Genomic DNA, 14,657 nt, shown 5'->3' on the forward strand with positions numbered 1-14,657 from the left:
ATGAAATTAGCTACAGCGTGGTTGCCGGAACACGTACCCAACCTTCCATTAGAATACGTGCGCTGCGGCTCATCACCGCTTTATCAACTGACCATTGACCCTCTTTCTGACTGGCTTGAGCGCCGACCTTTAATATGCCCGAAGGGTGGCCGAAGGTAACCGACTGGCGTTCGCCACCGCCGGCGGCCAAATTCACCAAGGTGCCCGGGATCGCCGCGGCACTGCCGATAGCAACGGCTGCGGTGCCCATCATTGCATGGTGAAGTTTACCCATAGATAGCGCGCGCACATTTAAATCTATCTGTTCTTTATTTATCGCTTTACCGCTCGATGCAAGATAATCCTGCGCCTCGCTGACAAAAGCAATTTTAGGCGTATGCAGACGTGTGGCGGCTTGTTCAATATGCTCAATGAGTCCCATTTTAACGGCAGCAAAAGCGCGTATGGTTTCAAACATCTCCAGTGCCTTAGGATTCGAATTAATCGCTTCCTGGAGTTCGGTGCCCTGATAACCGAGTTCCTGTGCATTCAAAAATACGGTGGCAATACCGGCATTGATCATGGTGGCGTTAAAATGGCCAATACCCGGAACGTCTAACTGATCAACAATATTACCCGTGGGGAACATGGTATTTTCAGTGTCGGAAGGGTTCATAAATTCGACTTTAATTTCAGCCGCAGGGAAAGTCACACCGTCAAGCTCAAAGTCGCCCGTTTCCTGTACTTCGCCATTGCGAATAGGAATGTGGGCAACGATGGTTTTACTGATATTTTCCTGCCAGATACGTATAACAGCCACGCCGTTAGCGGGAATTTGGCTGCTATCGACCAATCCCGCGTTAATCGCAAATGCGCCCACGGCGGCCGATAAATTTCCGCAATTACCGCTCCAGTCTACAAAGGCTTTATCAATGGCAACCTGACCAAATAGATAATCCACGTGATGATCATCTTTTACACTTTTTGAGATAATCACGGCTTTACTGGTACTGGAGGTGGCGCCGCCCATACCATCGGTTTGTTTTCCGTAGGGATCAGGACTGCCCATGATACGCAGCAGTAAAGCATCGCGTGCCGCTCCTGCAACCTGCGCCGCATTTGGGAGGTCCTGAAGACTAAAAAAAAGGCCCTTACTGGTTCCGCCGCGCATATAAGTGGCAGGGATTCTCAATTGTGGCTGATAATGACCTGTTTTATCCGTCATGCCGGCATCCTCTCTTTTGATGACTCGATAAAATCTTGGGCAAAGCGCTGCAGTATGCCGCCCGCGTCATAAATTGAAACTTCTTCCGCGGTATCTAATCGACATTTGACCGCCACATTAATAGTTTCACCACTAAGGCGATTGATAACTAAGGTAAGTCTGGCACCCGGTGCTGGCTTGCCGACGACGTCAAAGGTTTCTGTGCCATCAATGGCATAAGTATGGCGATTTTCTGAATTAATAAATTCAACGGGAAGCACTCCCATCCCCACCAGATTCGTCCGGTGAATACGTTCAAAACCTTCGGCGACAATAACTTCAACTCCGGCTAGTCGTACGCCTTTTGCTGCCCAGTCACGCGATGATCCCTGACCATAATCGGCTCCGGCAATAATAATCAACGGCTGTTTACGGGCCATGTAAATTTCAATCGCTTCCCACATGCGCATGACATTACCTTCGGGCTCAACGCGGGCCAGTGATCCCTGCTCAATCTTGCCATCGCGGACAACCATCTCATTAAACAGTTTCGGGTTAGCAAAGGTCGCCCGTTGCGCGGTTAAGTGATCTCCCCTATGGGTTGCATAGGAGTTAAAATCCACTTCCGGCAGGCCCATTTTATCGAGATAAGCTCCCGCTGCACTGTCTAACATAATTGCATTGGATGGCGATAAATGATCCGTTGTAATATTGTCGCCAAGTACCGCTAAAGGACGCATATTTTTCAAAGTACGTTCGCCGGCTAATGCACCTTCCCAATAGGGAGGGCGGCGAATATAGGTGCTTTGCGGGCGCCAGTCATAAACCGGACTGGTTTTCTCAAGCGCTTCGTCGTAATCGACTTTAATGTCAAACATCGGCGCATAAACGGCTTTGAACTGATCCGGTTTTACACAGCTGTTAACGATCGCATCAATTTCAGCATCGCTTGGCCAAATATCCTTAAGAGTGACCTTGTTGCCATCGGGATCTATCCCCAGCACATCATTTTCAATATCAAAGCGGATAGTACCGGCAATGGCATAAGCCACCACTAAAGGAGGCGATGCGATAAAAGCTTGTTTCGCGTAGGGGTGAATACGACCGTCAAAGTTACGGTTACCCGATAAGACCGCAGTGGTATAAAGGTCACGATCAATGATTTCCTGCTGAATTTTAGGATCTAAAGCACCGCTCATGCCGTTACAGGTAGTACAGGCAAAGCCGACAATGCCAAAACCCAGCTGTTCCAGTTCAGTTAATAAATTAGCTTCTTCAAGGTAAAGCTGCACGGTTTTTGAGCCGGGTGCCAGGGAGGTTTTAACCCAGGGTTTACGGGTTAAACCAAGTTTATTGGCATTTCTTGCAACCAAAGCCGCTGCAATAACATTACGCGGGTTAGAGGTATTAGTGCAGCTGGTAATGGCAGCAATAATACAGGCGCCATCGGGCATTTTCCCGCTTTCATTTTCAACTACGCCTGAGATGCCTTTGCTGGCAAGGTCGGCTGTTGCAACTCGGCGGTGCGGGTTTGACGGTCCGGCAATATTTCGTCCAACGGAGGAGAGATCAAAATTTAACACCCGCTGATATTCTGCAGTTACTAAATCATCGGCCCACAAACCGGTTTGTTTTGCGTAGGTTTCAACTAATTCAACTTGTTTTTCATCACGCCCGGTTAATCTTAAGTACTCTATGGTATTTTTATCAATATAAAACATACCTGCCGAGGCACCAAATTCCGGAGTCATATTGGAGATAGTCGCACGGTCACCGAGGGTTAAATTGGCCGCGCCTTCACCAAAGAACTCCAGGTAACAGGAGACCACTTTTTTATCTCGTAAAAATTCGGTAATAGCCAAAACAATATCGGTAGCGGTAATACCTTCCTGGCGTTTGCCAAACAGATGCACGCCAACGATTTCCGGCATGCGCATATAGGAGGCGCGTCCTAACATCACACTTTCAGCTTCTAAGCCACCGACACCCAGGGCTAATACGCCTAATGCATCGACATGGGGAGTGTGGCTGTCTGTTCCGACTAAAGTATCGGGGAAAGCGACACCATCGCGACTCTGAATAACCGGCGACATTTTTTCCAGATTGATTTGATGCATAATGCCGTTGCCGGGCGGAATCACTTCCACATTTTCAAAGGCAGTTTTAGTCCAATTAATAAAATGAAAGCGATCATCGTTACGCCTGTCTTCAATCTCCCGATTTAAAGCAAAGGCGTCTTTTTCAAAACCCGCATGTTCAACGGCCAGTGAGTGATCAACGATCAGCTGGGTGGGGACAACGGGATTAACTTTAGCGGGATCGCCACCTTTTAATGCGATCGCATCGCGTAATCCGGCTAAATCAACCAGTGCGGTTTGCCCTAAAATATCATGACAAACAACCCGGGCGGGATACCAGGGAAAATCTAAATCTTGTTTGCCTTCAATAATCTGATTAAGTGCGTCGAATAATTTATCCGGCGGACAGCGGCGCACTAAATTTTCAGCGAACACCCGCGCTGTATAGGGTAATTTTTGATAGGCATCTTTTTTAATGCTGTTCACCGCTTCGCGCGTATCAAAATAATCTAAGCTTGTCCCCGGTAGGGGTTTACGGTAATTATCATTCATAATTTATTCCTACATTGCTAACGATTCATCGCGTTCACTGATAGAGATTACTTTACGCGGCCCGCTGCCGGTATAATCAGCGCTAGGGCGAATAATACGGTTGTTGGCACGCTGTTCCATCACATGTGCTGCCCAGCCGGTTAAGCGCGAACAGACGAAAATAGGGGTGAACAGTTTGGTCGGAATACCCATGTAATTATACGTAGACGCGTGGAAGAAATCGGCATTACAAAATAATTGTTTTTGGATACTCATCAATTCTTCACAGGCAACGGAGATATCATATAAAGCCGTGTCACCATTTTCTTTTGCCAGTTTTTCTGACCAGCCTTTAATAATAACGTTACGCGGATCCTCGGTTTTGTAGATGGCATGACCAAAGCCCATGATTTTTTCTTTGCGTTCCAACATTAATAACATTTTTGCTTTAGCATCTTCCGGAGAGGTAAATTTTTCAATCATCTCCATGGCCGCTTCATTTGCACCGCCATGCAATGGACCACGCAGCGTACCAATCGCACCTGTGATGCAGGAAAACATATCCGATAACGTTGAGGCACAAACACGCGCAGCAAAGGTTGATGCATTAAACTCATGCTCTGCATATAAAATTAACGACACATCCATGACCCGCTGATGTTGCGGTGAGGCTGTTTTACCATTTAATAATTTAAGGAGATGTCCGCCGAGTGATGGCTGATCGGTCTGGCAATCGATTTCAATACCGTGGTGAGAATATCTGTACCAGTAACACATGATCGCAGGAAAGGCTGCCAGCAATCGATTTGAAACACGCATTTGCTGTGAAAAATCGCTTTCAGACTCAAGGTTGCCTAAAAAGGAGCAACCCGTTCTCATCACATCCATGGGGTGCGAAGTGGCGGGAATAAGCTTTAACACTTCCTTTAAGGATTGTGGTAAATCACGCATTGTAACCAATTCTTTTTTATAACTGTCGAGCTGCTGCTGAGTCGGCAAGTCGCCATTAAATAACAGATAGGCAACTTCTTCAAAAGTAACGTTTTCTGCAAGATCTGCGACATCATAACCACAATAGGTTAAACCACTGCCTGTTTGTCCAACGGTACATAATTTTGTTTCACCGGCACTTTGTCCACGAAGACCAGCACCACCAGTTTTTTTATCACTCATCATACTTTCCTTATAATTATTTAAGTTAACAGTGTCGTTCACTTTATTTCGTTTATTTTGATTTTTGATCGGCAAATAATTCGTCAAGTTTTTGCTCGTAATCGTGGTAGCCGAGGTAGTCGTATAACGCCATACGTGTCTGCATTGTATCCAGCACTGCTTTTTGGTCACCATCGACCAGTATGGTTTTATAAACGGATTCAGCCGCTTTATTCATGGCTCTAAAAGCGGAAAGCGGGTAGAGCACCATGGCGCAGCCCCATTCTCCGAGTTGTTTCTTATTCCATAATTCGGTTTCACCAAATTCAGTAATATTGGCAAGAAGAGGAACGTCTAAAGCTTTCGAGAATGCCCGATAGTGCGCTTCAGTTTTGATAGCTTCAGCAAAAATGCCATCGGCGCCGGCTGCAACGTAAGCTTTTGCACGTCTAATGGCCGAGTCCAGACCTTCCTGAGCGAAGGCATCGGTGCGCGCCATGATAAAAAAGTCGCTGTCTGTTCGTGCATCTACCGCAGCCTTGATGCGATCTGCCATTTCCTGTATGGAAACAATCTCTTTATTAGGACGGTGACCACAACGTTTTTGCGACACCTGATCTTCAATGTGTACCGCCGCAGCGCCGGCTTTTTCCATATCACGAATGGTTTTAGCAATATTAAAAGCGCCTCCCCATCCGGTATCAATATCTACTAATAAAGGCAAAGCCGATGCGGCTGTAATACGCTGAACATCGGCAATGACATCATTTAATGAGGTCATGCCCAAATCAGGCAAACCATAGGAAGCATTAGCAACACCGCCACCGGACAGATAAATAGCCTGATGACCAAGTTGCTCTGCCATCATGGCGCAGTAAGGGTTGATGGTGCCAACTATCTGCAATGGATGGTTATTGACAATTGCTTGTCTGAATTTTTTACCTGGTGTCATCTTATTTTTCCTTTTCTTCTGATAGTTGGTTTTCGATTAATTCCCGGCTGCGTTTGCTATGCCAGCGCATTAACATTTCAGCAGCGGATGATTATCGAGAATTGCTTGTCTGAATTTTTTACCTGGTGTCATCTTATTTTTCCTTTTCTTCTGATAGTTGGTTTTCGATTAATTCCCGGCTGCGTTTGATATGCCGGCGCATCAGCATTTCTGCGAGCTCGGCATCGCGCTCTTTGATTGCGTTGAGTATCTGAAAATGTTCGTTGAGGGCGCGTGTCGGTCGTGACTGAGTAGTGGGTGACTGGTAGCGGTACATGCGCAGCAGGTGATATAACTCGTCGCATAATAAGCTAATCAGTTTGCTGTTGCGGCTGGCGATAATAATTTGATAATGAAAATCAAAATCCCCCTGCTGGTGGAAATAATAAGCCCCGTCCACTTGCTCTATGTGCTCTTTATGCTGCGCTAATAACTTTTCTAAAGCTGCAATTTCCTGATCGGTAATATGTTTGCAGGCAAGGTTTGCAGCCATTCCTTCCAGCGCTTCTCTTACTGCATAAATTTCAATTAATTTTTCAGGACTCAAGGTCACAACCCTGGCACCCACGTGGGGAACTCGTTCAATTAAATTAAGCGCTTCAATGCGCATTAATGCTTCACGAAGCGGACCGCGGCTGACATTAAAAAAACGGGCTATTTCCGTTTCTGAAATTTTGCATCCGGGGGTATATTCGCCACGTACGATAGCTTCAATGAGCTGCTCAGTTAAGTTTTCTGATTTGGTTGGTTCTTTAATTTCGGTGCTCTGATTCATTTTTGTCTACAATTAGTGGGTTTATTGATCTATTGTTGTCTATAAGCTGCGCTTTATCAATTTGATTGTAGACAATATTGTATTTTTTATTGATTTGATCTTAAATTTCCCACCGCGATCACAAATTTTACAGATAAAAAAACAGCGCGAGCGCGCTGTTTTTTTATGGCCGATATCTTATGCAGATGCGTTAACTAAATTAACGCGCTTAAGAAAAATTTAATAAACTCTGCCCTAGTTACTCTCCTGCATTTTTAACGGGCGATTACGGTATTTGTTAAAGGCTGTTAACAGGATTGGCGTGATTATCACTAATACTGCAATCAGCGAGAAACTAAAGGTAATAGGGCGTTCCCATAAAAAACTTAATGAACCATCACTGAGCATCAGGGAGCGACGCAGATTTTCTTCCATTAATCCACCTAAAATAAACCCTAATAATAAAGGTGCTAGAGGAAAATTGGCCAGACGCAAAAATATGGCGACTATTGCAACTGCAATCATAATAAAGACGTCCATGGTATTAAAAGAAACCAGGTATACGCCTGTTATCGAAAAGAAGATGATCATCGGTAACAATACTGTTCTTGGTACGGCAAGCAATCTCGATATATATGGAATCAAAGGTAAATTTAACACCATCAAGACAATATTACCGACATACATGGAGATGATTACGGACCAAAAAATTTCAGGATTGTCGATGTAAAGTCTTGGACCGGGTTGTACGCCGTAGGAAATCAGTGCGCCTAACATAATAGCGGTGGTGCCAGATCCTGGAATACCGAGCGTTAACAGCGGCACAAAGGATCCGCTTGATGCCGCATTATTTGCAGATTCCGGTGCGACTAAACCGCGCATGCTGCCTTTACCGAACTCTTCACGTTTATCCTTGGGCGCAATATTTCTTTCCAAACCGTAACTTAAAAATGCAGCTATGGTTGCGCCAGCACCGGGAAGTACGCCAACAAAAAAGCCAAGAATAGAAGAGCGGATAGAAACCGGGGCTAATTCTTTGAATTCTTCTTTAGTTATTTTCATGCTGCCAAGGTCTGTAATTGAGTTTTGCTCATCAGCTGAATTATCATCGGGTTTTAAAATACCCATCAGGGTTTCACCCAGGGCAAAGGTTGCCATCGCCAGTAATAAAAAGCTAAAGCCATCCATTAAGTCAGTTAAACCAAAGGTAAAACGCGGCACGCCTATCCCTTTATCAATGCCGACTGTGGCTAATATTAACCCTAAAATAGTCATCATCCAGGCTTTAAGGACCTGTCCCTTACCGGCAAAAGCCGCGACCGCTGATAATCCGACCAGCATTAAGGCAAAATAATCCGTCGACTGAAAACTCAGTGAAACCTGAGCTAACGCGGGGGCTGCGATTAACAGCATAATGGCTGATAAAGTTCCGCCGGTAAATGAAGCGTATGCCGCAAGCGCTAATGCCTTGCCGGCTTGACCTTTTTGGGCCATAGGGTAACCATCAAAGGCGGTTACCACGGTGGAGGAGCATCCCGGGGCGTTAATTAATATTGAAGAGGTTGAACCACCAAAGACCGCGCCATAATAGACACCTGCCATTAAGATCATGCCCGATGAAGGCTCTAAACCATAGGTAATGGGGATCATCAGGGCAATCGCTGAAATAGGACCCAGTCCGGGTAACATACCGATAAAGGTACCGACAAAACAGCCGATGACCACCATCATCAGGTTGGTTGGCAACATCACTGTATATAAGCCAGCTAAAATTCCATCTAACATAAAATATCTCCTAAAGACTTAAGAACAGGTAACCCGGTTCAAGGTATATATCGAGACCTTTGGTTAACAACAGCCAAAAAGCAGTAACGAACGGAAATGAAGCACCAAATAAAACTGATTTTCTGCGTTCCCCTAAAACCCAAAAACCGGCTATTAAAAATAAGCTGGTTGCCAGCACAAAACCTACCCAGGTTAAACCAAAACCGTATGCCGTCATTAGCAGGATAAACGTTATCAATAACTTCCAATCGAAACCCAACACCGCACCACTTTTTTCATCGGGTTGAGCCATCACAATTAATAACAGTGAGGATAAAATACCGGCACCAGTTAACATCCATGGCAATGTGCGGGCTGTAAAGGGGGCATATTCATCACCGGGATAAAGCGGAATTAGGGTTGTCTGGTAACCGTAGGTTAAGCAAAAAATTAAAAATATTAATCCACCAACACGATCACGACATAATAAAGAGGTCGAATTTAACTGCATGAGATACTCCAGCGTCCGCAGGATAAGAAGAGAACATCGCCTAAAGGGAATGTGTTTAATTAGATTATCCAGCAAGGTATTTATAATTGAATACCTTGCTGGATAACAGTTGCTCAGACTATTATAGGAAACCTAGCTCGCGCATTAGATCGCCCATCTGTTTTTCCTGTGCTTCTAAAAAACGATAGAAGTCATCACCGGCTTTATAATTATCAATCCAGCCATTTCGGTCGCGAACCGTAATCCACTGATCGGTTTTATACATGGCGGTGAAGGCTTTATCCCATTGCGCTATTTTTTCTTTGCTTGCACCCGGTGCTGCAAAGAAACCACGCCAGTTAGCAAAGACAGTATCGTTACCCATTTCGGTTAAAGTGGGAATATTTGGTGCAGCCGCCAGACGTTCCGGTGCGGTGATGGCAAGAATACGAACCAGACCACTTTTAGACATTTCTAATACTTCACCTAGACCCGTTGATAAAAGCGGTGTTTCTCCGGAAAGTAGTCCTGCCATTGCTTTACCACCGGCATCATAGGCAATATAACGTACTTCACGGGGATCAAAACCTTCCCCTTTAAAGACGGCGGCGGCCACTAAATGATCCATACTGCCGCGTGCAGATCCTCCGGCAATTTTAACGGCTTTAGGATCTTTTTTAAAATCGGCAACAACTTGTTTCCAGTCCGTATATTTTGAATCCGCAGCAACAACAATCGCGCCATAATCGGCTATCGTTGAGGCGACAGGCGTTAAATCACGGAAAGAATTTGGAAAAATGCCCGAAAGAGAACGGATAACGATAGGCGTTGAGTTGACCATCAGAGTATCTTCCTGACGATCTGCCGTTTCGATCATATGTGCAATCGCCTTGCCACCACCGCCGCCGGAAAGGTTCTGGAAGGAAACCTGGTCAACTAAGTCTTCTTTCATTAAAACATCACCGATCCCACGTGCGGTCATATCCCAACCACCGCCTGCTCCACCTGGGATGATAAAGTGTATTTCAGCTAGGTCAGCGGCCAGTGCCGCACTTGATAGCGTGGCAATACTTGCCGCTATGATTGAACAGGAAAGACGTTTTTTAATATTCTTGAGCATAATAAACATTCCTTATTTTTTCTTAGGTCGTAATGACTGAAGGGTTTATATCCGGGCTATGTTCAGCGCTAAATGTTAAGCGCTGAAATCGAGCATCAGCCAGGCCTGAATATAAAAATAAATAACCTAATCAAATTTAAGTGCTTAAAGGATTGAGGTTGCACAGAGAATAGTATCAGCGAAGGGCAGTGACTAGTAATAGCAAATAATGGGAATTGAATATTTTAAATCTATTTTGTTCATAATGTTCACGCTGTTTAAGGGGAATATGTGTCATTCATCTAAGCATATTATTTCCTTATTTTCTGCACATTATTTGCATAGTTAAAGATTAGGATAATCAGTGTTTTTTATTGGAGTTAATTATGAAATATTTAAAATTGTTAATGGCAAGCATGGTTGTGGTTACAACGCTGGCTATTTCAGGTTGTGCAGGTCCTCTTGGCGGATTTCATGGCGGCCCTCATGCGGGTTTACTTTCAGCTGATAATTTCTTAACTAAAGCGAATCTGCCCGCTGCAAATTCGTAATTTTAAGAGTAGCTGCTTGAGATAAGTAAAAAGAGAATCTGTGCTGTTTTTATAATTGGGGGTGCAAAAAGGAATTCGCGTGGATTTTAGCTGAAAAATCCCAAGTTTGAATCAAAAATCATTTTAAACTTGGGACATCTAATGGCAGTCTAGGCTAATACAAACTTTTCAAATACATGGGCAACGCCGTCTTGATCGTTACTCAAGGTGATGTAATCGGCAACGGCTTTTACATCTTCGGTGGCATTTTCCATTGCAACCCCTAAACCGGCGTATGCAATCATCTCCAGATCATTACCCGCATCACCCACACAAATAACCTCTTCATGGCTAAGCCCAAGGTAAGTCGCAAGGGCTGCAACACCATTTGCTTTGCCGCTTTTTTTACTCATAAATTCATAAAAGAAAGGCGCGCTTTGTGCCATGCTGTATTTTTCTTGAAAAGAATCCGGTAAGCGATTGATTGCCGCCGTCAGTAATTCCGCGTTATCAATCATCATGATTTTAAGCATTTCCTCTGCGGGATCAAGTGTGGTGAAATCGCAGATATTAATGTCAATTTGATTGATGCTTGCTTCGTGCTCAGTATATTGACTGATTTTAGGGGTAATTAAACCCAATTTAGTGGAGTAAGCGTGCATATTGACGCCTAATTCAACCGCTAAATGGTATATGTCCCGCGCATCCTGTCCGGTTAAAAATTCACTGCGAATAACTTCTTTAGAGGCAACATTCAATGTTAATGATGCGTTGTATGTCAGTACATAATCATCAAGGGTGGTTAAACCAAGGGTTTCTAATGTAGGTAACATTCCATCAATAGGGCGGCCTGATGCAAGTACCACTTTAACGCCGATAGCTTTAGCTGCATTAATGGCTGTCCGTACTCTTTCGGTTATCTCTTTTTGGCTGTTTAACAGGGTGCCATCCATATCTAATACAACAAGTTTATACATTTACAAGGTTCCAAACTATCTAAGAAAAAATAACGGTTGCAGAGATGCCTGCAAAAAACGATTATACAATAAATCTGCGCATCAGCTTTGACCCTGACGCGCATCATAGGGTTTTTTATTAGTGGGTGTTTAAGGAAAAGACCGTTAATACCTTATCTTCCTGAGCATGCTCACCAAAGGACGGACGAACCACAAAAACTTGATTTTCCGGTACATTATTGTTTTTGATTAACTGCTCCTGAATAATGCTGATACGTTGTTTGGCTAGTTTGGTTAAATCTAAGCTTGAAAGTGGCTGGCTTTCCACCAGTGCCTTATAAAGATTTTTTTCATATCCGTTTAAGGCTATTTCTGGCGTTGAGTTAACCTGCTGCTCAAGCCACTGTGCTTTTATTTTATCTACTGTATCATCTTCGCCCAGGCTGCTCAGTAACTCCTCCATTGATTCGATTCGGTCTTTCTGGTTTTGGTCCGTTAATGTTAATTGTTCCGCTAACTGTTGCTCTTGTAGGGCAAAACCATCCTTTTCTTTGTCTACCGCGGCATGTATTTCTAAAATAAGCCGCGGACGATTTATCAATATGTCGGCAAGTGCTGTGAGCGCATCTTGTTGTGTGGTGGTTAAACTGTTACTGCCAAAGTCAAAGGCAACGGAATTAAGATGTTGATCAGTCGTTCCTGCTAAGTTAGCTATCATGGAAAAAGGAGAAGTGACCGCTTTAGTCATCACATTTAAGAAAGCCTTGAGTACTAAACCACCAATATCAAAATCGGGAGAGTCCAAATCACCCTGTGTCGGAAGACTGATATCTATTATGCCATTACGGTCTTTAAACAGGGCAATTGCCAGTTTTATGGGAAGGTTTAAAGCTTCCGGACTGTCTACGCTTGTGCCCAGTTCAAACTGATCCAAAATGAGGCGATTTGACCCAATCAACTGTCGTTGCGCAATCTTATAATTAAGATCCAGACTCATTTTGCCCTTATCAATGACATAGCCTGCATAGCGGCCAGAATAAGGGGTCAGGGTAGCCAGTTCAATCTTGTCAAATTTGACATTGATATCAGTATAAAGGTCACCACCTAAAGGGTTAATTTTCCCTTTTACTAACATTTTGCCATATTCATCGACAGTACCGGTAATATTAACATCCGCTCGCGCAAGATTATTTGCCGATAATCCACTGATTTTACCATTAATATTTTGAATGCTGGTGGCAAACGCGGGTATCAGGGAGAGATCTGCAAAATTGGCATCACCATCGGTTAAGGTTATTTCAGCAATGGTTAACGTTAATGGTTTTTCATCCTGATTGTCACCTGATTTATCTTGTTCGGAAACTGCTTGCTGCGGATCTTTAGGCTCGACTAGCAGCTGAGCAAAGTTAACACTGCGTTCTTTGGTTATCACCATGCGGCTATAGGGCTTTAGCAACTCTATTTTATCTATAGCAATAGACAAGGGGTTAAAGTTGACTTTGATGGGATCGATACTTAACGCTTCCCAGCCAACCAACCGTTGTTTAAGTATTTTATCCTCAGTATTAAAATCCACAACATGGATATCTCCCTCAAAATCACCGTGCAGTTCTCCCTGCGCATCAAGTGCTAATGAGACAGCCCCGGCAACGGACAGTTTTCCCTGCTCAAGTTTGACTCTGGCAAGATCACTGATGTAAGGCTGAAGCGCATTTAAAGCGAGGTCTTTTAAATCAAGCGTGGCATTTAAATTAAGGGGAGTTGGCGTTACCTGGCCTTGAATATTGTTTTCACCGGAGTCGTCAACATGATAGGAAACAAGGAAAGGCAAGGCATGGGTCATATCTTGATTCAAGTCAGATAGTTGCAGGTTAATCTTATGAAGTGCAATTTGTGCTGCGACACTGGGCACTTTATCAATAATATTAACCTCACTGTTGTTGACTTTTATAAGCCCAATTGACCATGTAAATTGATTATCCGCAACACTTTCGCTGCTGCCTGATTCTATTTCGACGGGATCAGCATGTTGCGCAAAGGGCGCCAGAAAAGTAAGTTCTCCCTGTTTATTACGCTCTATCTGGAAATCTACAGCGTCGATTTCTAACTTATCGATTTGTAATGTCTGCTTGGTTAAATTAAATGCCACGGGACCTATGGAAGCAGTCTTTATATCAATAAAACTTTCCGGCTTCTGTTTGAGGGCGATTTGTAAACCCTGCAACTCGATGCTGCTGTCAAAGAGATCAAATTCAGGGGTGTCGTTGTTCATTCCAAAATGATAGTTGGCATCTACTTTGACCGTGCCATGAAGTAAATTATAGGGTGCTTCCTGTGCCGCATATTGCCATAGTTTATTCGTTTCAAGACCAACAATACTGATAACACCCGTAGAGCGAAACGGTGCTATGCCGAGCGTACCTGTCCATGCAATTGTTTGACCGTTACCTAAATCGATGTTCAGTTGATAATCACCACTCTCTTTAGCATTAGCATAAGTAGAGAAATTTTTCAGGTTAAATTTAAGCGGATCAACTGTATATTTAATAGTATCAAGCTGACTATGGTCAACAATATTGATTATGCCTGCATCAACGGTAATGTTATCAAACAACAGTTTCACTAAGGTGCTGTCAGTCTTCTCAATGGAATTGGTATCAGGAAGCTTCGCCGCTTGAGTTTGTAATGCCTGCTGGAAGTTTGATAAACCATTTTTATCAATAACTAAATTGATAGAAGGGGCCTGCAGTGCCACGTTTGCAAATGTAAATGCACCTTCCATCACCGAGCGCAGTTCGAAATCGGTTATGTACTGCTGAAAGGAGATAACATTCTCACCCTGTTCATTTTTTATGGCTACATTATCAATCACCAACGTAAATGTGTAAGGGTTAAAGGCGACTTTTCCTATCTCGGTTTGCCAGCCTAAATTAAGCTTAACCTGTTTAACCAGCTGGCTGTTAATGACTTTAGGCAATAGTATAAAACCGCCCAGAGTATAACCGGTGATCAGTAACACGCACCAGAAAAGGGAGGAACGATAAAAATGACGGCTGAACATTTTTTGCAAGTATTTCACATTAGGCCTATAAAGTTTTTGCTAAACGAAGATCTAATATTATCCATTAG

General features: G+C 43.8%; 11 protein-coding genes. 1 reads left to right on the forward strand and 10 read right to left on the reverse strand.

Annotated elements, in window-relative coordinates; genetic code table 11:
- Positions 1-10: 10 nt before the first annotated feature.
- From prpF to ACJAZP_RS03995, 8 genes are all read right to left on the reverse strand, one after another.
- Entirely contained in the window at positions 11-1,204 is a 1,194-nt protein-coding gene (gene prpF / locus ACJAZP_RS03960; protein WP_415229432.1) for a 2-methylaconitate cis-trans isomerase PrpF, read from the reverse strand.
- The gene (gene acnD / locus ACJAZP_RS03965; RefSeq protein ID WP_415229433.1) at positions 1,201-3,813 is read right to left on the reverse strand and encodes a Fe/S-dependent 2-methylisocitrate dehydratase AcnD; all 2,613 of its coding nucleotides are present in this window, start codon (positions 3,811-3,813) and stop codon (positions 1,201-1,203) included. Before acnD ends, prpF begins: the two co-directional genes overlap by 4 nt.
- A gap of 9 nt (positions 3,814-3,822) precedes the next feature.
- Positions 3,823-4,965, reverse strand: a complete 1,143-nt coding sequence (gene prpC, locus ACJAZP_RS03970; RefSeq protein WP_415229434.1) for a 2-methylcitrate synthase — start codon at positions 4,963-4,965, stop codon at positions 3,823-3,825.
- Positions 4,966-5,017: 52 nt separating this feature from the next.
- A complete protein-coding gene (gene prpB / locus ACJAZP_RS03975; RefSeq protein ID WP_415229435.1) occupies positions 5,018-5,896 on the reverse strand; it encodes a methylisocitrate lyase in 879 nt (292 codons plus the stop codon).
- A gap of 133 nt (positions 5,897-6,029) precedes the next feature.
- Entirely contained in the window at positions 6,030-6,710 is a 681-nt protein-coding gene (locus ACJAZP_RS03980) for a GntR family transcriptional regulator (protein ID WP_415229436.1), read from the reverse strand.
- 234 nt (positions 6,711-6,944) lie between these two features.
- Positions 6,945-8,474, reverse strand: coding sequence for a tripartite tricarboxylate transporter permease (locus ACJAZP_RS03985; RefSeq protein ID WP_415229437.1), 1,530 nt, complete (start codon positions 8,472-8,474; stop codon positions 6,945-6,947).
- A gap of 10 nt (positions 8,475-8,484) precedes the next feature.
- Positions 8,485-8,964: a tripartite tricarboxylate transporter TctB family protein gene (locus ACJAZP_RS03990; RefSeq protein WP_415229438.1), complete on the reverse strand. Its 480-nt coding sequence runs from the start codon at positions 8,962-8,964 to the stop codon at positions 8,485-8,487.
- A 121-nt stretch (positions 8,965-9,085) separates the two neighbouring features.
- On the reverse strand, positions 9,086-10,063 hold the full coding sequence (locus tag ACJAZP_RS03995; RefSeq protein WP_415229439.1) for a tripartite tricarboxylate transporter substrate binding protein: 978 nt from the start codon (positions 10,061-10,063) through the stop codon (positions 9,086-9,088).
- 365 nt (positions 10,064-10,428) lie between these two features.
- Here ACJAZP_RS03995 and ACJAZP_RS04000 point away from each other — a divergent pair, with 365 nt between their 5' ends.
- On the forward strand, positions 10,429-10,593 hold the full coding sequence (locus ACJAZP_RS04000) for a hypothetical protein (RefSeq protein ID WP_415229440.1): 165 nt from the start codon (positions 10,429-10,431) through the stop codon (positions 10,591-10,593).
- A gap of 149 nt (positions 10,594-10,742) precedes the next feature.
- On the opposite strand, the gene ACJAZP_RS04005 is transcribed toward ACJAZP_RS04000, so the two are convergent.
- Together ACJAZP_RS04005 and ACJAZP_RS04010 are read right to left on the reverse strand one after the other, a co-directional pair.
- Positions 10,743-11,549, reverse strand: a complete 807-nt coding sequence (locus ACJAZP_RS04005; protein WP_415229441.1) for a Cof-type HAD-IIB family hydrolase — start codon at positions 11,547-11,549, stop codon at positions 10,743-10,745.
- Positions 11,550-11,667: 118 nt separating this feature from the next.
- A complete protein-coding gene (locus tag ACJAZP_RS04010) occupies positions 11,668-14,607 on the reverse strand; it encodes a DUF748 domain-containing protein (protein WP_415229442.1) in 2,940 nt (979 codons plus the stop codon).
- Positions 14,608-14,657 lie beyond the last annotated feature (50 nt).

The sequence above is a fragment of the Psychromonas sp. genome (genome assembly GCF_047632955.1).
Taxonomy (GTDB): Bacteria; Pseudomonadota; Gammaproteobacteria; order Enterobacterales; family Psychromonadaceae; genus Psychromonas.